The 17,560-nt window shown below is 70.2% G+C and carries 20 protein-coding genes; 15 read left to right on the top strand and 5 right to left on the bottom strand.

From position 1 onward, the window contains the following. Positions 1 to 106: 106 nt before the first annotated feature. Positions 107 to 895, top strand: coding sequence for an RDD family protein (locus ACIRFL_RS18555; RefSeq protein WP_404029567.1), 789 nt, complete (start codon positions 107 to 109; stop codon positions 893 to 895). Between the two features lie 85 nt (positions 896 to 980). Here the strand turns inward: ACIRFL_RS18555 and ACIRFL_RS18550 are convergent, their stop codons facing one another. Then, complete coding sequence (locus tag ACIRFL_RS18550) at positions 981 to 1,268, bottom strand: hypothetical protein (RefSeq protein WP_404029566.1); 288 nt, start codon at positions 1,266 to 1,268, stop codon at positions 981 to 983. 399 nt (positions 1,269 to 1,667) lie between these two features. On the opposite strand from ACIRFL_RS18550, the gene ACIRFL_RS18545 reads away from it, so the two are divergent. Continuing rightward, on the top strand, positions 1,668 to 4,019 hold the full coding sequence (locus ACIRFL_RS18545; protein WP_404029564.1) for an immune inhibitor A domain-containing protein: 2,352 nt from the start codon (positions 1,668 to 1,670) through the stop codon (positions 4,017 to 4,019). Positions 4,020 to 4,140: 121 nt separating this feature from the next. Continuing rightward, positions 4,141 to 4,500: a hypothetical protein gene (locus ACIRFL_RS18540; protein ID WP_404029563.1), complete on the top strand. Its 360-nt coding sequence runs from the start codon at positions 4,141 to 4,143 to the stop codon at positions 4,498 to 4,500. 204 nt (positions 4,501 to 4,704) lie between these two features. Here ACIRFL_RS18540 and ACIRFL_RS18535 read toward each other — a convergent pair whose 3' ends face one another. After that, on the bottom strand, positions 4,705 to 5,289 hold the full coding sequence (locus ACIRFL_RS18535; RefSeq protein WP_404029562.1) for an isochorismatase family protein: 585 nt from the start codon (positions 5,287 to 5,289) through the stop codon (positions 4,705 to 4,707). A gap of 119 nt (positions 5,290 to 5,408) precedes the next feature. After that, on the bottom strand, positions 5,409 to 6,755 hold the full coding sequence (locus ACIRFL_RS18530; RefSeq protein WP_404029560.1) for a nicotinate phosphoribosyltransferase: 1,347 nt from the start codon (positions 6,753 to 6,755) through the stop codon (positions 5,409 to 5,411). 8 nt (positions 6,756 to 6,763) lie between these two features. Between ACIRFL_RS18530 and clpS the strand changes: the two genes are divergently transcribed. The 8 genes from clpS to ACIRFL_RS18490 all read left to right on the top strand — a co-directional run bounded on the left by clpS (position 6,764) and on the right by ACIRFL_RS18490 (position 12,574). Then, the gene (clpS, locus tag ACIRFL_RS18525; RefSeq protein ID WP_351736352.1) at positions 6,764 to 7,129 is read left to right on the top strand and encodes an ATP-dependent Clp protease adapter ClpS; all 366 of its coding nucleotides are present in this window, start codon (positions 6,764 to 6,766) and stop codon (positions 7,127 to 7,129) included. 11 nt (positions 7,130 to 7,140) lie between these two features. Continuing rightward, on the top strand, positions 7,141 to 7,746 hold the full coding sequence (locus tag ACIRFL_RS18520) for a DUF2017 domain-containing protein (RefSeq protein ID WP_404029558.1): 606 nt from the start codon (positions 7,141 to 7,143) through the stop codon (positions 7,744 to 7,746). A 584-nt stretch (positions 7,747 to 8,330) separates the two neighbouring features. Continuing rightward, a complete protein-coding gene (locus ACIRFL_RS18515) occupies positions 8,331 to 9,749 on the top strand; it encodes an amino acid permease (protein WP_404029556.1) in 1,419 nt (472 codons plus the stop codon). A gap of 159 nt (positions 9,750 to 9,908) precedes the next feature. Beyond that, a complete protein-coding gene (locus tag ACIRFL_RS18510) occupies positions 9,909 to 10,331 on the top strand; it encodes a Mov34/MPN/PAD-1 family protein (RefSeq protein ID WP_404029554.1) in 423 nt (140 codons plus the stop codon). A gap of 90 nt (positions 10,332 to 10,421) precedes the next feature. Further along, positions 10,422 to 10,517: a putative leader peptide gene (locus ACIRFL_RS18505; RefSeq protein WP_376523835.1), complete on the top strand. Its 96-nt coding sequence runs from the start codon at positions 10,422 to 10,424 to the stop codon at positions 10,515 to 10,517. A 107-nt stretch (positions 10,518 to 10,624) separates the two neighbouring features. Continuing rightward, positions 10,625 to 10,903: a MoaD/ThiS family protein gene (locus ACIRFL_RS18500; protein WP_404029552.1), complete on the top strand. Its 279-nt coding sequence runs from the start codon at positions 10,625 to 10,627 to the stop codon at positions 10,901 to 10,903. Between the two features lie 17 nt (positions 10,904 to 10,920). Beyond that, positions 10,921 to 11,871: a PLP-dependent cysteine synthase family protein gene (locus ACIRFL_RS18495; RefSeq protein WP_404029551.1), complete on the top strand. Its 951-nt coding sequence runs from the start codon at positions 10,921 to 10,923 to the stop codon at positions 11,869 to 11,871. 142 nt (positions 11,872 to 12,013) lie between these two features. Further along, positions 12,014 to 12,574 carry a hypothetical protein gene (locus ACIRFL_RS18490; protein ID WP_404029549.1) on the top strand — a complete coding sequence of 187 codons (561 nt, stop codon included), beginning with the start codon at positions 12,014 to 12,016 and terminating at the stop codon, positions 12,572 to 12,574. A 138-nt stretch (positions 12,575 to 12,712) separates the two neighbouring features. Here the strand turns inward: ACIRFL_RS18490 and ACIRFL_RS18485 are convergent, their stop codons facing one another. After that, positions 12,713 to 13,171, bottom strand: a complete 459-nt coding sequence (locus tag ACIRFL_RS18485; protein WP_404029547.1) for a type II toxin-antitoxin system PemK/MazF family toxin — start codon at positions 13,169 to 13,171, stop codon at positions 12,713 to 12,715. Between the two features lie 261 nt (positions 13,172 to 13,432). Between ACIRFL_RS18485 and ACIRFL_RS18480 the strand changes: the two genes are divergently transcribed. Then, positions 13,433 to 14,185: an MBL fold metallo-hydrolase gene (locus ACIRFL_RS18480; protein ID WP_404029545.1), complete on the top strand. Its 753-nt coding sequence runs from the start codon at positions 13,433 to 13,435 to the stop codon at positions 14,183 to 14,185. Positions 14,186 to 14,294: 109 nt separating this feature from the next. On the opposite strand, the gene ACIRFL_RS18475 is transcribed toward ACIRFL_RS18480, so the two are convergent. Next, positions 14,295 to 15,545, bottom strand: a complete 1,251-nt coding sequence (locus tag ACIRFL_RS18475; RefSeq protein WP_404029544.1) for a PTS transporter subunit EIIC — start codon at positions 15,543 to 15,545, stop codon at positions 14,295 to 14,297. Positions 15,546 to 15,904: 359 nt separating this feature from the next. Between ACIRFL_RS18475 and ACIRFL_RS18470 the strand changes: the two genes are divergently transcribed. From ACIRFL_RS18470 to ACIRFL_RS18460, 3 genes are all read left to right on the top strand, one after another. Next, positions 15,905 to 16,138 carry a PTS glucose/sucrose transporter subunit IIB gene (locus ACIRFL_RS18470; protein ID WP_351736374.1) on the top strand — a complete coding sequence of 78 codons (234 nt, stop codon included), beginning with the start codon at positions 15,905 to 15,907 and terminating at the stop codon, positions 16,136 to 16,138. A 122-nt stretch (positions 16,139 to 16,260) separates the two neighbouring features. Next, positions 16,261 to 16,998 carry a ribonuclease PH gene (gene rph, locus ACIRFL_RS18465; RefSeq protein WP_404029541.1) on the top strand — a complete coding sequence of 246 codons (738 nt, stop codon included), beginning with the start codon at positions 16,261 to 16,263 and terminating at the stop codon, positions 16,996 to 16,998. A gap of 124 nt (positions 16,999 to 17,122) precedes the next feature. Then, positions 17,123 to 17,530: a hypothetical protein gene (locus tag ACIRFL_RS18460; protein ID WP_404029540.1), complete on the top strand. Its 408-nt coding sequence runs from the start codon at positions 17,123 to 17,125 to the stop codon at positions 17,528 to 17,530. Positions 17,531 to 17,560 lie beyond the last annotated feature (30 nt).

The raw sequence follows: 17,560 nt of genomic DNA, 5'->3' as shown, positions 1-17,560 counted from the left end.
CGCCCGTTGCGGCGGGTGTGGGTCCGTCGTACGGCCCCTTCGATTCCGTACCCCGGATGGCCGCCCGCCGGATGCGGAATCGGGCGGTTCGCGGTCCACTCGGGCCATGAGCAGCGAACCGCCCCCCGGCTCAGGACAGCAGCCACCGGAAGAAGACCCGTTCAGGAAGCGGCCCCCGTCCGGCCCGGGGTCGGGCTCGCCCTACGACACCCCGCACGGCGGCGGGGAAGGCGGCCAACCCCCGCCAGGAGGCGGCGAAGGCGGCCAACCCCCGCCCGGGGGCGGCGAAGGCGGGCAGCCTCCGCCCGGCGGCGGGCAGCAGCCGCCTCCGTACGGCGGTGAGCAGCCCCCGCCCTACGGCGGTCAGCAGCCCCCGTCCTACGGGGGCGGGCCCTATGGAGCCGGACCCTACGGCGGCGGCGGTGGGCCCGCCGACCCGCTCGCCGGCATGCCCCCGCTCGCCGACAGCGGCAAGCGCACCCTCGCCCGCATCATCGACCTGATCCTGGTCGGCATCGTCGTCTGGCTGATCACCTGGGCCTTCGGGGTGCGCGAGTACCAGGTGAACAGCGACAGGGTCGAGGTCGGCAAGTCGTTCGCGCAGTCGCTGATCGCCGCCGTGCTCTACATCGCCTACGACACCGTCCTGATCTCCCGGACGGGCCAGACCCTGGGCAAGAAGTGGCTCGGCATGCGCGTGGCCAACCTGGACAACGGCTCCACGCCCTCCGTGCAGACCTCGCTGGTGCGCGCGCTGGTGCTGTGGATCCCGTTCGCGTTCTGCTGCGCCTGCATCTGGACCGCGATCTGCGGCGGTTGGAGCTTCTTCGACCGGCCCTACAAACAGGGCCTGCACGACAAGGCCGCCAAGACGGTGGTGGTCAGCACCGGATGAGTCCGGCGGGCCGCACGAGCCGCCGGGAACGAACAGCAGTCGGCGGGTCCGTATCCTTCACGGACCCGCCGACTTCGTGTGTCACTCAGCGAGCGGTGGGCTCGCGCACGGGCTCGGCCACGGCGGCCACCGGCTTGCGCGGCGCCGGCACCACCCGCTCGGCGGTGGCCGGCGTCCCGGCCGCCGGGGCGACCGTACGGGGCTTGGGCAGGGGAACCGTCAGGGCGACCAGCAGCCCCAGGGCGAGCGCCGCGAGGGCGATCACGGCGATCCCCGCTCCCGAACTCGTCTGCGACAGCAGCAGCATGGCGAGCGTCGAGAGGATCACGGTGCAGGAACCGTAGGCGAGCTGTGCGGCAGTCGGACGAGGCATGGCAATCGTGTCCTCGGAGGATATTGGGGGTGAGGCGGGCAACCGGCCTGGCTTCTCCGCCGACTTCCGGGCGTTCCACATTCGACTCTATTCGCGTGCATGCCCGAGCGGAACGGCCGGTAAGCGTGGCCTAACCCACGGTACCGGTGCACAGGGGGCGCACGGAGTCATGCATCCAGCAAGTGGACGGTCTCACGCGCCGGTTGGGTATGCCACGGGCATCCGTCCCGAATCACCGCCGCTCCATAGTGCAGTTGACCTGCTCAAGTCAAGGGCTGTCTTTTCTCGTAAACCTCTAGTCAAATGTCGTCACTTGACTACACGCGTTGATCAGGCGTGCACGGACCTCCAAGCCAGGACCCCTCCATTCCGTGTGCGCGACGCGGGGGAGGAACTCAAGTGACCAGCAGACCCTGGACGTTCAGAGTCGCCGCGGTCGGCGTCGCGCTCGCGGCGGCCTCGGCCACGTTCGCGACGTTCGCCGTCGCGGAGGCGAGCACCACGGCCGCGTCGGCCGCCGCGAACCGGCACGACCCGGCCCCGGTGAAACAGGAGACACACGACCTCGACGGCCCGCTGAGCAAGACCCAGGAGGCTCAGCGCCAGGAAGCCCTCGACCAGGTCATCGCCGGCAAGGCCCAGGTGAAGGACCGCGACGGCTCGAAGGTCGTACGGCTCGACAGCAAGAAGGGCAACAGCAAGTACGTCGAACTCGGCCGGGAGAAGACCGACAAGATCTTCACGATCCTGGTCGAGTTCGGCGACCAGGTCGACCCCCGCTACGGCGGCGACGCCGGCCCGCTGCACAACGAGATAGCGGCGCCGGACCGCACCAAGGACAACAGCACCGACTGGAAGTCCGACTACAACCAGAAGCACTACGAGGACCTTTACTTCGGCACCGGCAAGAAGACCGAGTCGCTGAAGAAGTACTACGAGAAGCAGTCCTCGGGCCGCTACTCGGTGGACGGCGAGGTCTCCGACTGGGTCAAGGTCCCCTACAACGAGGCCCGTTACGGCAACAACGCGTGCGGCGGCAGCACCTGCTCCAGCGTCTGGAACGTCGTCCGCGACGGCCTGAACGCCTGGGTCGCCGACCAGAAGGCGGCCGGCCGCACGGACGCCGACATCAAGGCGGACGTGGCCCAGTACGACCGGTGGGACCGCTACGACTTCGACGGCGACGGCGACTTCAACGAGCCCGACGGCTACATCGACCACTTCCAGATCGTGCACGCCGGCGAGGACGAGTCCGCCGGCGGCGGCGTCCAGGGCGAGGACGCCATCTGGGCCCACCGCTGGTACGCCTTCGGCACCGACGCCGGCGCCACCGGCCCCGACTACAACAAACTCGGCGGCGCGCAGATAGGCAGCACCGGCATCTGGGTCGGCGACTACACCATCCAGCCGGAGAACGGCGGCCTCGGCGTCTTCGCCCACGAGTACGGCCACGACCTCGGCCTGCCGGACGAGTACGACACCGCGGGCGGCGAGAACTCCACCGGGTTCTGGACCCTGATGTCGTCCGGTTCCTGGCTCGGCCGTGGCCAGCAGGCCATCGGTGACCTGCCCGGCGACATGAACGCCTGGGACAAGCTCCAACTGGGCTGGCTGAACTACGACGTGGCCAAGGCCGGCATCAGCTCCTGGCACAAGCTCGGCCTCGCCGAGTACAACACCAAGCACCGGCAGGCCCTCGTCGTCACGCTGCCCGAAAAGGCCGTCACGACCGAGATCATCACCCCGGCGCAGGGCGCGACCCAGTGGTGGAGCGGCAGCGGTGACGACCTCAAGAACACGCTGACCCGTTCCGTCGACCTGACCGGCACGTCCTCGGCGGTGCTGACCCTGGACGGCTGGTACGACATCGAGGCCGAGTACGACTACCTCTACACCGAGGTGTCGACCGACGGCGGCGCCAACTGGACCGCGCTCGACGGCACGGTGGACGGCCGGCCCATCCCGCGCGACGGCAGCGACAAGCCGGCCCTGACCGGCACGATCGACGGCTACGAGAAGCTGTCGTACCCGCTGGACGCCTACGCGGGCCAGAAGTTCCAGCTGCGCTTCCGCTACCAGACCGACGGCGGCGTGGCGCAGAAGGGCTTCACGGCCGACCGGATCACCGTGACCGCGGACGGCGCGACGGTCTTCTCGGACGACGCGGAGAGCGCGGACGCGGCCTGGACGGCGAACGGATTTTCCCGGGTCGGCGCGTCCTTCACCAAGGACTACAAGCAGTACTACATCGCCGAGAACCGCCAGTACGAGTCGTACGACACGACGTTGAAGACCGGCCCGTACAACTTCGGCTTCTCGACGACCCGTCCGGACTGGGTGGAGCACTACCCGTACCAGAACGGCCTGTTGATCTGGAAGTGGGACACCTCCCAGCAGGACAACAACACCGGCAGCCACCCCGGCACCGGTCTGATCCTCCCGGTCGACTCGCACCCGACCGCGCTGCGCTGGACCGACGGCACGCTGATGCGCAACCGCATCCAGGCCTACGACTCGACGTTCAGCCTGGAGCGCACGGACGGCATCACGCTGCACAAGGCGGGCGTGCCGACCGTGATCAAGTCGTCGAAGGGGGTGTCGGTCTTCAACGACCACACCAACACCTACTACGACCCGGCCAACCCGGCCGGTGGTGTCAAGATCACTGACACCAACACCAAGATCAAGATCGACAAGCAGGCCAAGGATGGCTCGACGATCGAGATCGAGGTCGGTCCCGCGGTGAAGTAGTCAGCATCTCCGCAGGTCAGAGGCGTATCGGCGGCGGCCCCTTGGCGGGTCGCCGCCGATCGTGTTTAGGTGCGTCCTGTGGCGCTCTTATTGACACCGACCGAAACGGGGATGTGACCGCATGGCCGCAGGAGGCTTCTGCAAGCTGCCGAACGGCACGGTGGTGGTGGCACTGAACCTGCCCAGCCCCGCCGCCGACGGCTCGCCCACGGGTACGCCCGCGTGCGGGGTGCGGGTGCTCGTGCACGCCCAGAACCGGGCGCGGGCCCTGACCCGGCTGCGCAACCTGGGCATGCGGGCGGTGTATCTGCGGGGCAACGCGGCTCCGCCGACACCGGACGAGATCACGGCGGTCCTGCACCATCCGGACGGGCTGATATGGCGCACCGCGCCCGCGGCCGACGTCACCGCGGCGGATCTGGTGACCGAGCTGTGGCATCCGATCAGGGCGCTCCTCCGCCCCAGCGCTCCGCTGGGTTAGGCGTGGGGGGTTGTTGATCTTGCGGTGACCTTTGTGGCGCGGGTGGGGTCTGTGCGCGGTGGGTTTGGGGGTGTGGGGTTGTCGGGCGGGTGCGGCTGTGTTGTGGCCGGTCGCGCAGTTCCCCGCGCCCCTGTGGGTGGCTGGGCGGGGTTTGCCGGGGGGCCGGGGTTGTCGTTCTGTGCGCGGTTCCTCGCGCCCCTTTGGTCAGGTGAGGGGTTTGCCTGTGAGGGTTGCTCCTGCTTGGCGTAGGGCCTCGATCGCGCGCTGCGTTGTGTCCTCGGCCACTCCGGCGGTCAGGTCCAGGAGGACGTTCGTGCGGAACCCCTCCCGCAGGGCGTCCAGGGCGGTGGCGCGCACGCAGTGGTCCGTGGCGATGCCCACCACGTCCACCTCGTCGACCCCACGCGTCCTGAGCCAGTCGGCCAGCAGGACGCCGTTCTCGTCGGTGCCCTCGAAACCGCTGTAGGCCGCCGCGTACGCCCCCTTGTCGAAGACGGCGTCGATCGCACCGGAGGCGACCGCGGGGGCGAAGTTCGGGTGGAAGCCCACGCCCTCCGTGCCGGCGACGCAGTGCGCGGGCCAGGAGTGCACGTAGTCGGGGTTGTCGGCGAAGTGGCCACCGGGCGCGATGTGGTGGTCACGGGTCGCCACCACATGCCGGTAGCCGGCCGGCGCCTGGCCGATCAGCTCGGTGATGGCGGCGGCCACATCGGCACCCCCGGCCACCGCGAGACTGCCCCCCTCGCAGAAGTCGTTCTGCACGTCTACGACGATCAAGGCGCGGCGCATGGTCGGTGTCCTTCGACTGGCGGTCCCCGGCTCCCAGAGCCCGGGGAGGGAAGATACGAGCCTAGAGACTTCGGCGGCGGTCCGGGAGGGGGGCGTCGGGGCGGGCGTGCGGTCCTGCTCTAGCTACCCGACCGTCCCGGGACATACTCCGTCGGAATGACGGGTTCCCCTCGCGAGAGCTGGGTAGCGGACAGCGGCAGATTGGCGCGGGCGGCGGCGTGCCGGTCGCGGACGACGTCCAGCGGTTCGCGGGCCACCACCTCGCCGCCCTTGACCAGCTCGACCAGGAGCTGCCGGTCCGCCAGCTCCGCGGGCACCGGCCCGGTGCCGATGACCTCGGCCTCCGCCACCCCGTCCGCGTCGAGCCGCCGCGCGGCCCACTTGCGCCCGCCGATGGAGGTCTTGCCGCCGGTGGACCGCTTGGCCACCGGCAGCAGCGGCGCCTGCGGGTCGCCCGACTCGGCGCGCGCCACCAGCTTGTACACCATCGAGCAGGTCGGATGCCCGGAACCGGTCACCAGCTGGGTGCCGACGCCGTACGCGTCGACGGGCGCCGCGGCGAGCGAGGCGATGGCGTACTCGTCCAGGTCCGAGGTCACGACGATCTTCGTGTCGACGGCGCCCAGCTCGTCCAGCTGCTGCCGCACCCGGTGCGCGACCAGCAGCAGGTCCCCGGAGTCGATGCGCACCGCGCCCAGCTCGGGACCGGCGACCTCCACGGCGGTCCGTACGGCCTCGGCGACGTCGTAGGTGTCCACCAGCAGGGTGGTGCCCCGCCCGAGCGAGTCCACCTGGGCCCGGAAGGCGTCCCGCTCGCGGTCGTGCAGCAGGGTGAAGGCGTGGGCGGAGGTGCCCACCGTCGGTATGCCGTAGCGGAAGCCGGCGGCCAGGTCCGAGGTGGTGGCGAAGCCGCCGATGTAGGCGGCGCGCGCGGCGGCCACGGCGGACAGCTCGTGGGTGCGCCGGGCGCCCATCTCGATCAGCGGCCGCCTCCCGGCGGCCGACGCCATCCGGGAGGCCGCGGCGGCGATGGCCGAGTCGTGGTTGAGGATGGACAGGATCACCGTCTCCAGGAGCACGCACTCGGCGAACGTCCCCTCCACCCGCATCAGCGGCGAGCCGGGGAAGTACACCTCGCCCTCCGGGTAGCCCCAGATGTCACCGCCGAAGCGGTAGCCGGACAGCCACTGAAGGGTCTCCTCGTCGACGATCTGCCGCTCCCGCAGGAAGCCGAGGACGCCCGCGTCGAAGCGGAAGTTCTCGACCGCGTCCAGCACGCGTCCGGTGCCCGCCACGACGCCGTAGCGGCGCCCGTGCGGCAGCCGCCGGGTGAAAACCTCGAACACGCTGCGCCGCCCGGCGGTGCCCGCCCTGAGGGCGGCCTGCAGCATCGTCAGCTCGTACTGGTCCGTGAAGAGCGCCGTCGACGGAACGTCCACCGGCAGCCCAAGGTCTGCTGTGTCCATGGAGTGGCATGCTACCCCCATCTCGTCAGTGTGACGATTTTTGCCCGGCGTGGCAGCATGGGCATGTGACGTCACCCGCGCCCGTAGAGATCGAACGCACCGAGTCGGCGGAGGAGGTCTTCGCCGTACCCGAGCCCGACGTCCCCTGGGTCACCATCGTGCACAACGACCCGGTCAACCTCATGAGCTATGTGACGTACGTCTTCCAGACGTACTTCGGCTATCCCAAGGACAAGGCCACCAAGCTCATGCTCGACGTCCACCACAAGGGCCGTGCGGTCGTCTCCAGCGGTAGCCGCGAGGAGATGGAGCGCGACGTGCAGGCGATGCACGGCTACGGTCTGTGGGCCACCCTCCAGCAGGACCGGAAGTAACGACCTCACCGATGCCAGGACACTTCGAACCGCTCCCCGGCGGCGGCGCCGCCGTCGCGCTCGACGACGTCGAGATCTCCATCATCCGGTCGCTGGCCGTCCAGCTGCTGGAGCTGATCGGCCCCGGACCCGCCCCGGACGCCCCAGCCGACCCGCTCGCCGAGCTGTTCACCGAGGGCCCCAGCGAGCCGCCCGCCGACCCGGTGCTGCGCCGTCTCTTTCCGGACGCCTACAGCGACCCCGGGCGGGCGCCGGACACGGCCGAGGAGGCCGAGGAGCGACAGGCGTACTCCGCCGAGTTCCGCCGCTACACCGAGAACGACCTGCGGGCCGGCAAGCGGGAGAACGCCCTCGCGGTGATCCACGCCCTGGACGCGCTGGCCGCGGCGGGGGAGGGCGGCGCGGTCCTCAAGCTGTCGCCCGCGGAGTCCCGGCAGTGGCTGGGCGCGCTCAACGACCTTCGGCTGGCGATCGGCTCCCGGCTGGAGATCACCGACGAGGACGACACGGATCTGCTCTACCGGCTGCCGGACGAGGACCCGCGCAAGCCGATGGTGATGGCGTACCTGTGGCTGGGCGGGCTCCAGGAAACCCTCGTGTCCACACTCTTGCCCTGATTCGTCCCCTCCTCGCGTCCTGATCGGGCCGGCGCTGCCCACGGCGCCGCGGCTGCCGGCACGGGCTGCCGTGCCCGCGGCCGGAATCGCCGCCGGGGCGATCGCCGGCACGGCCCGGGCCGCCGGGTCGCGCGCACCGCCCTGCCCGGGTCGGCGGCCCGGTGGCGCGCCGGCGCGCGGGACCATCTCGCGCTGCGGCCCGCGGACCCGCAGGCTCGTCCGCCGGCCGGCCGAGGAGGTGAGCCGGCACCCGGATGTGCCCATGTCGCGTCCTTGACGTGTCCGCTCAGAGGACGCTCAAATCCGGATAACGATCGCGTCACCCATGCGTCCCTTTTTGTGGTGATTGCGCGTCGCTTGCCCCCTTTTTGCTGTGGTGTGCGCCACAGTTCACCGGTGTGATCAGCAGGGTGGTCGTGGTACATCTTCACGACCGCCCGGCGAACACCACCCATGTTCGGCCGGGTGCGCCACCGAGCCGGTGACCACCGGCCAGGCACCCACTCCATCCATCCGGGGGGATCGAGACCCGGTCCGTGGCCCGACGAAGGGCACGGATCGGCATGGAGAAAGGCGCACCGCACATGACCTCAGCGCAGGTCACCGAGGCACCCGAAGAGGGCTACGAGCGCGGGCTCGGCAGCCGTCAGGTCCAGATGATCGCGATCGGCGGCGCCATCGGCGTCGGTCTGTTCCTGGGAGCCGGGGCGAACATCGCCAAGGCCGGACCCAGCCTCATCCTGATGTACGCCCTGGCCGGCGGCGTCATCTTCTTCATCATGCGCGCGCTCGGCGAGCTGCTGCTCTACCGGCCCGTCTCGGGCTCCTTCGCCGAGTACTCACGGGAATTCCTCGGCCCGTTCTTCGGCTACTTCACCGGCTGGACGTACTGGCTGATGTGGGTGGTGACCGGCATGGCCGAGCTGACGGCCGCCGCGATCTACGTCCACTACTGGTTCCCGTCCGTCCCGCAGTGGGTGACGGCCCTGGTCTTCCTGCTGGCCCTGTTCGTGGCCAACCTGATCTCGGTGAAGCTGTTCGGCGAGATCGAGTTCTGGTTCTCGATGGTCAAGGTCACCGCGCTCATCGGCATGATCGTGATCGGCCTCGGCGTGCTCACCTTCGGCTTCAGCGCGGCGGGCGACACCGCCACGGTCTCCAACCTGTGGCAGTTCGACGGCTTCTTCCCCAAGGGCGTCGGCTCGTCCCTGATGACCCTCCAGGGCGTGATGTTCGCCTACCTCGCCGTGGAACTGGTCGGTGTCACCGCCGGCGAGTCGGCGAACCCGGAGAAGACCCTCCCGAAGGCCATCAACACCCTGCCCTGGCGGATCGCGCTCTTCTACGTGGGTGCGCTCACCGTCATCCTGTGCGTGGTGAAGTGGACCGAGTTCGCCGAGGGCGTCAGCCCCTTCGTGAAGGCGTTCGCGGTCATCGGCATCCCGGCCGGCGCCGGCATCGTCAACTTCGTCGTGCTCACCGCGGCCCTGTCGTCCTGCAACTCCGGCATGTACTCCACGGGCCGCATGCTGCGCACCCTCGCCGACAACGGCGAGGCCCCGAAGACGTTCGGCCGGCTCTCGGCCCGCAGGACCCCCGCGCTCGGCATCACGGTCTCCGTCGCCTTCATGGCCATCGGCGTGGTCCTCAACTACATCGTCCCGGAGAAGGCGTTCGGCTACGTCACCTCCGTCGCCACCGCCGCCGGCATCTGGACCTGGCTGATGATCCTGATCAGCCACGTCCGCTACCGCCGCGAGGTCGTCTCGGGCCGGCTGCCCGCGTCCTCCTTCCCGGCGCCGGGCGGCTCGGTGTGCAGCTGGATCGCCATCGCGTTCCTGGTCTTCGTCACCGGACTGATCGCCTACGACGCCGACTCCCGGATCTGCCTGTATGTGATGGCGGGCTGGGCGATGGCCCTCGGCATCGGCTGGCTGGTCCTCAGGAACCGCACACCGGGAACCACCGGGCCCCGTGAACCGGCACTGGAGAAGGTGCTCTGACCGCCGGGGCCTCCGCATCGGGGCCCCGCCGCCGAGGACGCCCGGCCGCGGCGCGTCACACATGGCGCCCGCCGCGGCCGCCGCTCAGGGCGTCCGTCATATGGGCCGCTCCGTACCAACCCTCGGTACGGAGCGGCCCCTCTGCTTATCCTTGCCCGCATGCTGACCATCACCCAGGACCTGTACGACCGGATCGTCGCCCACGCCCGTGAGGACCACCCGGACGAGGCGTGCGGCGTGGTCGCCGGCCCCGCGGGCACCGACCGGCCCGAGCGCTTCGTCCCGATGCTCAACGCCGCCCGCTCGCCCACCTTCTACGAGTTCGACTCGCAGGACCTCCTGAAGCTCTACCGCGACCTCGACGACCGCGACGAGGAGCCGGTGATCATCTACCACTCGCACACCGCGACCGAGGCCTACCCCTCCCGCACCGACATCGGCTACGCCAACGAGCCCGGCGCGCACTACGTCCTGGTCTCCACGGCGGACACCGACGGCCTCGGCGAGTTCCAGTTCCGCTCCTTCCGGATCCTCGACGGCGAGGTCACCGAGGAGGACGTCAAGGTCGTCGACGCGTACTGACCGAGCCCCATGACCACAGTTCGGTCAGAATTCATCCACGATGTGAGATCGTCTTCCAGGGAGCGGACCGGGAATCGATACGATGACCCCATGGTTCTCCACGACGTGAGCGAGAAGGCGCCGGGCATGCTGCTCGTGGCGCGGCTGCACGTCGATCTGTGCAGGCTGAACAGCGCCATCTGTTGACGTTTCCCTGCCGCCGTGCGGCCCTGAGCCGCGGCGCTCCCCGGTGCCGAAAGCCCGGGGACCCCCTGTGCGCCCCGATCCGACACTTCCGACAGGAGCCCGCAACCATGGCCATCGAGGTCCGCATCCCCACCATCCTCCGCCAGTACACCGACGGTCAGAAGGCGGTGGAGGGCAGCGGCGACACCCTCGCCGCGCTGTTCGCCGACCTCGACACCCGGCACGCGGGCATCCAGGCCCGCATCGTGGAAGACGGCAAGCTGCGCCGCTTCGTCAACGTCTACCTGAACGACGAGGACGTCCGGTTCGTCGACGGCATCGACACCAAGCTGACCGACGGCGACACCGTGACGATCCTGCCGGCCGTGGCCGGCGGTATGGCCTGAACGGCCGCTGGTCCCCGATGCGCTACGACTCCCCGCTCGCCGCGGTGGGCGGCACACCGCTCGTCCGCCTGCCGCGCCTGTCACCCTCCGCCGACGTGCGGATCTGGGCCAAGCTGGAGGACCGCAACCCGACCGGCTCCGTCAAGGACCGCCCGGCCCTGCACATGATCGAGCAGGCGGAGAAGGACGGCCGGCTCACCCCCGGCTGCACCGTCCTGGAACCCACCTCCGGCAACACCGGCATCTCCCTGGCCATGGCGGCCAGGCTCAAGGGCTACCGCATGGTGTGCGTGATGCCCGAGAACACCTCGCAGGAGCGCCGGGACCTGCTCGCCATGTGGGGCGCCGAGATCATCTCCTCACCGGCCGCGGGCGGCTCCAACACCGCCGTACGCGTCGCCAAGGAACTGGCCGCCGAGCACCCGGACTGGGTGATGCTCTACCAGTACGGCAACCCGGACAACGCCGGCGCCCACTACGCCACCACCGGCCCGGAGATCCTGGCCGACCTCCCCTCGATCACCCACTTCGTGGCCGGCCTCGGCACCACCGGCACCCTCATGGGCGTCGGCCGCTTCCTGCGCGAGCACAAGCCGGACGTGAAGATCGTCGCCGCCGAACCCCGCTACGACGACCTGGTGTACGGCCTGCGCAACCTCGACGAGGGCTTCGTACCCGAGCTGTACGACCCCTCCGTGCTCACCACCCGCTTCTCCGTCGGCTCCGCCGACGCGGTCACCCGTACCCGTGAACTCCTCCAGCAGGAGGGCGTCTTCGCGGGCGTCTCCACGGGCGCCGCGCTGCACGCCGCGCTCGGCGTCGGCCGCAAGGCGGTACAGGCCGGCGAGAGCGCCGACATCGTCTTCATCGTCGCCGACGGCGGCTGGAAGTACCTTTCCACCGGCGTCTACACGGCGGCCACGACGGAAGAGGCCATCAAGACGCTCCAGGGACAGCTCTGGGCGTAGCACCGCCGCACCGGCGCCGCCGAGAGCGCCGAGCGGCATCCCCGGCCGGTGTCCACCGGCCGGGGACCGCGCGGGATCCGCACGCCCGGGTGGCACGTCCCATCCGTACCGGGGCCGGCACCCGGCGGAAGGCGGTCACCCCATGCGCGGTACGACGATCCACCGCACGGCGCTCGCCGCCGTGACGGCCGCGATCCTGCTCGCGGGCTGCGGCGGGGGCACGGGCGCGGGCGGCGGCACGGCGCCCTCCTCCCCGGCCTCCGCGTCCACTTCGGCCCCGGCTTCCTCTCCTGCCCCGCGGTCAACTCCCGCCCCACGCACGGCTCCCGCCCCGTCGTCCGGACCGGGCACGGCGCGCCCGCCGAGCCCGGCGCCGACGGCCGGCGGCTGTGCGACCACGGCCGAGCTGACCGCCGCCGACAACGGCCGCAGCCTGTGCCTGGCGCGCGGCGGGGTGGTGCGGATCACGCTGGACGGCACGGCCGAGCGCCCCTGGAAGCCGCTCACCGCGAGCGGCGACGCGCTGAAACCCGTCAACCCGGGCTTCGTCATCCTGCCGGGTGACGCGGTCGCCGCCTACGAGGCCGTCACCCCCGGCACCGCACGGCTCACCTCGACCCGCCCGCTGTGCCCCGAACCCGGCCCCGGCAAGGTCTCCTGCCTGGGCCTCCAGAACTGGTCCGTCACGATACGAGTCCCCTGACCCAAGCGCTCCGCTGCAGATGCCGTGATATGCCGTCGGTCGTCTGCGGCACCGTCGTGGCTGGGCGGGCCCGCGCGGCGGAGCCGCATATCGATACAGCCCCGCGCCCCTTCGGGGCGCTGCCGAACCGCAGCGGACTCAGGTGGCCAGGTGGCGTACCTGGTCCCACAGGACCGGATCGACCACGCCCACCCGGCGCCGGAAGTCCCATACCGGCACCTGACGCAGCTGGTCCGTCTCCAGGAAACTCGGGCGGCCGTGCGCGTCGCCCACGGAACCCGGCGGCAGCGGGATCACCCCGGCACGCTCGTCGTGGTACTTGCTGGTGATCTTCGCCACCGTCGCCCGCTTGCCGTGCACCGCCAGCACCAGACAGGGCCGGTCCGACGTGCCCGGCCCGCTTCCGTAGGGCACGTTCGCCCACCAGATGTCACCCGGCCGCGGCCGCTCGGCGCGCGCCGGCGAACGCTCCTCGCGCCCCGGCGGACGCCTCCCGCGCCGTGCCGGGCGACGGCTGCGTCCCCAGCCGTCGACGAGCGTGGCGACCAGCGCGAGCAGCACCACCGCCGCGAGCGCCAGCCACCAGGACGTGTCCATATCGTTGACGGTACCGGCGCGTGCAACCCCGCGCGCGCCCTCTGTTCGGACATCCGCATCCGGTCCAGCCGAATCGGTGACACCACAGGTGAGTTCGCCCACAACGGCCCCTGGCGGAGGAGCGACCCGTGCTTTTGCGCCTTACGCTCGACGGACCGCACGACCCCTGTGTGCCCCCTTCCTGAACCCCTTTCACCGTTTCTGGAGAGTTCCATCCGGATCGCTCCAGCCGGATTCACCGCCAACGGAGGTTTCTGCTTCATGAAGCTCACCGTCGTCGGCTGCTCGGGGTCGTTTCCGTCCGCGGATTCGGCCTGTTCGAGCTACCTCGTCGAGGCCGACGGCTTCCGGCTGCTGCTCGACCTGGGCAATGGCGCCCTCGGCGAGCTGCAGCGCCACTGCGGTCTCTACGACCTCGACGCGATCTTCCTCAGCCATCTGCACGCCGACCACTGCATCGACATGTGCGCCTACTTCGTGGCGCGCTACTACCGGCACGACGGCGGACGCGCCGCCCCGATCCCGGTCTATGGACCCGAGGGCACGGAACAGCGTCTGACCACCGCCTACGCCGACACCCCCACCGCCTCGTCCATGAGCGAGGTCTTCGACTTCCACACGGTCAAGCCGTCCACGTTCGAGATCGGCCCGTTCACCGTGCACACCGAACGGGTGCGGCACCCCGTGGAGGCGTACGGCATCCGCGTCGAGCACGGCGGGACGTCGCTGACGTACTCCGGCGACACGGGTGTCACCGCGGCGCTCGACGAGCTGGCCCGGGACACCGACCTCTTCCTGTGCGAGGCCGCGTTCACCTACGGCAAGGAGAACATCCCCGACCTGCACCTCAACGGCCGCGAGGCGGGCGAGACCGCGGCCCGCGCGGGTGCCGGGCGCCTGGTCCTCACCCACATCCCCCCGTGGACCGACCCCGAGGCCAACCTGGCGGACGCCCGCGCCGTCTTCGACGGCCCGGTGGAACTGGCGGCGCCGAGAGCGACGTACGAGATCTGAGTCCGTACGGGGTTCAGGCCCGTACGCACGAGAAGGCCGGACGGCCCCGGAACCGAGCGGTTCCGGGGCCGTCGTCATGCCGTGCGGCGGTGCCGTGCCGTGCGGCGGCTCACGCCTTGGTGAGATCCTCGACCTCCTCCTCGGGCTCGCGGCCCGGAGTCTTCAGGTCGAACCTGACGATGGCGAAGCGGAAGGTCACGTAGTAGACGGCCGCGAAGACCAGCCCGATCGGGATGATCAGCCATGGCTTGGTCGCCAGGTGCCAGTTCAGCGCGTAGTCGATCAGACCGGCCGAGAAGTTGAAGCCGGCGTGCACGCCCAGCGCCCAGGTCACCGCCATCGACACCGCGGTCAGCACCGCGTGCAGCACGTACAGGACCGGCGCGACGAACATGAAGGAGAACTCGATCGGCTCGGTGACCCCGGTCACGAACGAGGTCAGCGCCAGGGAGACCATCATGCCCAGCACCGCCTTGCGGCGCTCCGGCCGGGCGCAGTGCGCGATGGCCAGCGCGGCGGCCGGCAGACCGAACATCATGATCGGGAAGAAGCCGGACTGGAACAGACCGGCGGACGGGTCACCGGCCAGGAACCGGGAGATGTCGCCCTGCACGACGTCACCGGCCGCGTTCTTGAAGTCACCGAGCTGGAACCAGGCCACGGTGTTGACGAACTGGTGCATGCCGATCGGGATCAGCGCCCGGTTCACCGCGCCGAACAGGGCCGCGCCGCCCGAGCCGAGGCCGGTCATCCACTCGCCGAAGTGCGAGATGCCGTTGCCGATCGGCTCCCAGACCAGACCGAAGAAGACACCCACGACGAGGCCGACGAAGGCCATGATGATCGGCACGAGCCGGCGGCCGTTGAAGAAGCCCAGCCAGTCGACCAGCCTGGTGCGGTGGAAACGCTGCCACAGCACGGCGGCCAGCAGCCCCATGATGATGCCGCCGAGCACCCCTGGATCGTTGTAGACGGCGGCTATGTCCTTGCCCTTCTGGACCACTTCCCCGGAGACCGGGAAGGCCTGGAGGACCTTGCTGTAGACGAGGAAGCCGACCACCGCGGCGAGCGCCGTCGAGCCGTCCGCCTTCTTGGCGAACCCGATGGCCACGCCGATGCAGAACAGGATCGGCAGGGAGCCCGTCAGCGCGCTGCCCGCGTTGTCGAACACGGCGGCGACCTTGTCCCAGCCGAGCCCGTCCTTGCCGAAGATGTCGGGCTGGCCGAGCCGCACCATGATGCCCGCGGCCGGCAGCACGGCGATCGGCAGCTGCAGGCTGCGGCCGACCTTCTGCAGGCCCTGGAACAGGCCGGCCCCCCGCTTCCTCGCGGGAGCCGCCGACGCGGTGGCGGTGCTCATGCTTCCTCCATCAGGTGGTGGTCTACACCACGCAGTGGTGTAGACCTGTTGTAGCACGGTGAAGGGCAGGCAAGGAACCCGCGAATTGCACAAGCGTACTGCCGCCCCCGGCCACGCCTCTGTGACGTCCCCTACCTCCCCCTGCGTCTCCCGCGCCGGGGCCCGCGGGTCGAACCGTACGATCGCGAAACGGAACACTCGCAGCGGGTTTGGCGACCTCGCGATGCCTGGTGTAGACCAGTTGCGGACGGCTCCGCTGTCGTGACGGCCATCATGCGGCACACCCGACCTGACCGCTGGCGAAGCTGCGCCGACTGTGGGTTACTGCGACAAAGCGGTTCGGATCAGGGAGAAACAACATGGCCAGCAAGGCTGAGAAGATCGTCGCCGGCCTCGGCGGAGTCGACAACATCGAGGAGATCGAGGGCTGCATCACCCGGCTGCGCACCGAGGTCGTGGACCCCTCCAAGGTCGACGACGCCGCCCTGAAGGCCGCCGGCGCCCACGGCGTCGTCAAGATGGGCACCGCCATCCAGGTTGTCATCGGCACCGACGCCGACCCGATCGCCGCGGAGATCGAAGACATGATGTAAGCCCCCTGCGGTTCGACAGCGCCCCGAAGGGGCGCGGGGAACTGCGCGACCAGCCACGACGGTGCCGCAGACGACCGACGGCATATCGCGGCGCTTCCAGCGGAGCGCTTAGGCTCAACGCCATGTCTCGAATCGACGGCCGCACCCCCGAACAGCTCCGCCCCGTCACCATCGAACGCGGCTGGAGCAAGCACGCCGAGGGCTCCGTCCTCGTCTCCTTCGGCGACACCAAGGTGTTCTGCACCGCATCCGTCACCGAAGGCGTCCCCCGCTGGCGCAAGGGCAGCGGCGAGGGCTGGGTCACCGCCGAATACGCCATGCTGCCCCGCGCCACCAACACCCGCGGCGACCGCGAATCCGTCAAGGGCAAGATCGGCGGCCGAACCCACGAGATCTCCCGGCTCATCGGCCGCTCCCTGCGCGCCGTCATCGACTACAAGGCCCTCGGCGAGAACACCATCGTCCTCGACTGCGACGTCCTCCAAGCCGACGGCGGCACCCGCACCGCCGCCATCACCGGCGCCTACGTCGCCCTCGCCGACGCCGTCACCTGGGCCCAGGACCACAAACTCGTCCGCCCCGGACGCCGACCGCTGACCGGCACCGTCAGCGCCGTCTCGGTCGGCATCGTCGGCACAGTCCCACTCCTCGACCTCTGCTACGAAGAAGACGTACGCGCCGAGACCGACATGAACGTCGTCTGCACCGGCGACGGCCGCTTCGTCGAGGTCCAGGGCACCGCCGAAGCCGAACCCTTCGCCCGCGACGAACTCAACGCCCTGCTCGACCTCGCCGTCACCGGCTGCACCGAACTCGCCGCCCTCCAGCACACCGCGCTGCGGGCCACCGTCGAAAAGTAAAGGGAACACCAAAACAGCGTGATCCGCGGGGCAACCCCACCGGCCTCCCCGGCGTCCCTATGAATACGGGCGCACGGCAACCACCGTGCGCCCGGCCAGCCGGAACCGGGGAGGGAACCCAACCATGGCCGCGAGCCGACGCCACCGTCGCGCCCGTATCACCACCGTCGCCGCCGTGACGGCCGCCGTCGCACTCACCACCGGCCTCGCCACCGGCTGCGACGCCGTGGACAAGGCGCTGGACTGCGTCCGCACCGCGGACGCCATCGCCGACAGCGTCACCGAACTCCAGCAGGCGGCCGAGAACGCGGCCACCGACCCCACCCGCGCCGACGAAGCCCTCGACGCCATCGAGAAGAACCTCACCAAGATCGGCGACAAGACCGACGACACCGACGTCAACAAGGCCGTCGACGACCTCGGCCAAGCCGTCACCAACGTCCGCACCGCGATCAAGAACGGCGACAGCACCCCCGACATCGGCCCCGTCACCGACGCCGCCGGCGAACTGACCAAGGTCTGCACCCCGTAAACCGGCCCACGGACAGGGGGATACTGGCGT

The organism is Streptomyces sp. NPDC102462 (genome assembly GCF_044765425.1).
Taxonomy (GTDB): Bacteria; Actinomycetota; Actinomycetes; order Streptomycetales; family Streptomycetaceae; genus Streptomyces.
Note: the sequence above shows the minus strand (reverse complement) of the source record. Positions and strands in the feature narration are given on the sequence as shown.

Coding starts and splice junctions, on each gene's coding strand:
- ACIRFL_RS18490 (WP_404029549.1), top strand. CDS start 12,014: ATGCGCGGTACGACGATCCACCGCACGGCGCTCGCCGCCGTGACGGCC.
- ACIRFL_RS18530 (WP_404029560.1), bottom strand. CDS start 6,755: ATGGACACAGCAGACCTTGGGCTGCCGGTGGACGTTCCGTCGACGGCG.
- ACIRFL_RS18510 (WP_404029554.1), top strand. CDS start 9,909: ATGCTGACCATCACCCAGGACCTGTACGACCGGATCGTCGCCCACGCC.
- ACIRFL_RS18535 (WP_404029562.1), bottom strand. CDS start 5,289: ATGCGCCGCGCCTTGATCGTCGTAGACGTGCAGAACGACTTCTGCGAG.
- ACIRFL_RS18550 (WP_404029566.1), bottom strand. CDS start 1,268: ATGCCTCGTCCGACTGCCGCACAGCTCGCCTACGGTTCCTGCACCGTG.
- ACIRFL_RS18470 (WP_351736374.1), top strand. CDS start 15,905: ATGGCCAGCAAGGCTGAGAAGATCGTCGCCGGCCTCGGCGGAGTCGAC.
- ACIRFL_RS18555 (WP_404029567.1), top strand. CDS start 107: ATGAGCAGCGAACCGCCCCCCGGCTCAGGACAGCAGCCACCGGAAGAA.
- ACIRFL_RS18460 (WP_404029540.1), top strand. CDS start 17,123: ATGGCCGCGAGCCGACGCCACCGTCGCGCCCGTATCACCACCGTCGCC.
- ACIRFL_RS18520 (WP_404029558.1), top strand. CDS start 7,141: ATGCCAGGACACTTCGAACCGCTCCCCGGCGGCGGCGCCGCCGTCGCG.
- ACIRFL_RS18500 (WP_404029552.1), top strand. CDS start 10,625: ATGGCCATCGAGGTCCGCATCCCCACCATCCTCCGCCAGTACACCGAC.
- ACIRFL_RS18515 (WP_404029556.1), top strand. CDS start 8,331: ATGACCTCAGCGCAGGTCACCGAGGCACCCGAAGAGGGCTACGAGCGC.
- ACIRFL_RS18540 (WP_404029563.1), top strand. CDS start 4,141: ATGGCCGCAGGAGGCTTCTGCAAGCTGCCGAACGGCACGGTGGTGGTG.
- ACIRFL_RS18505 (WP_376523835.1), top strand. CDS start 10,422: ATGGTTCTCCACGACGTGAGCGAGAAGGCGCCGGGCATGCTGCTCGTG.
- ACIRFL_RS18485 (WP_404029547.1), bottom strand. CDS start 13,171: ATGGACACGTCCTGGTGGCTGGCGCTCGCGGCGGTGGTGCTGCTCGCG.
- ACIRFL_RS18480 (WP_404029545.1), top strand. CDS start 13,433: ATGAAGCTCACCGTCGTCGGCTGCTCGGGGTCGTTTCCGTCCGCGGAT.
- clpS (WP_351736352.1), top strand. CDS start 6,764: ATGCTACCCCCATCTCGTCAGTGTGACGATTTTTGCCCGGCGTGGCAG.
- ACIRFL_RS18495 (WP_404029551.1), top strand. CDS start 10,921: ATGCGCTACGACTCCCCGCTCGCCGCGGTGGGCGGCACACCGCTCGTC.
- rph (WP_404029541.1), top strand. CDS start 16,261: ATGTCTCGAATCGACGGCCGCACCCCCGAACAGCTCCGCCCCGTCACC.
- ACIRFL_RS18475 (WP_404029544.1), bottom strand. CDS start 15,545: ATGAGCACCGCCACCGCGTCGGCGGCTCCCGCGAGGAAGCGGGGGGCC.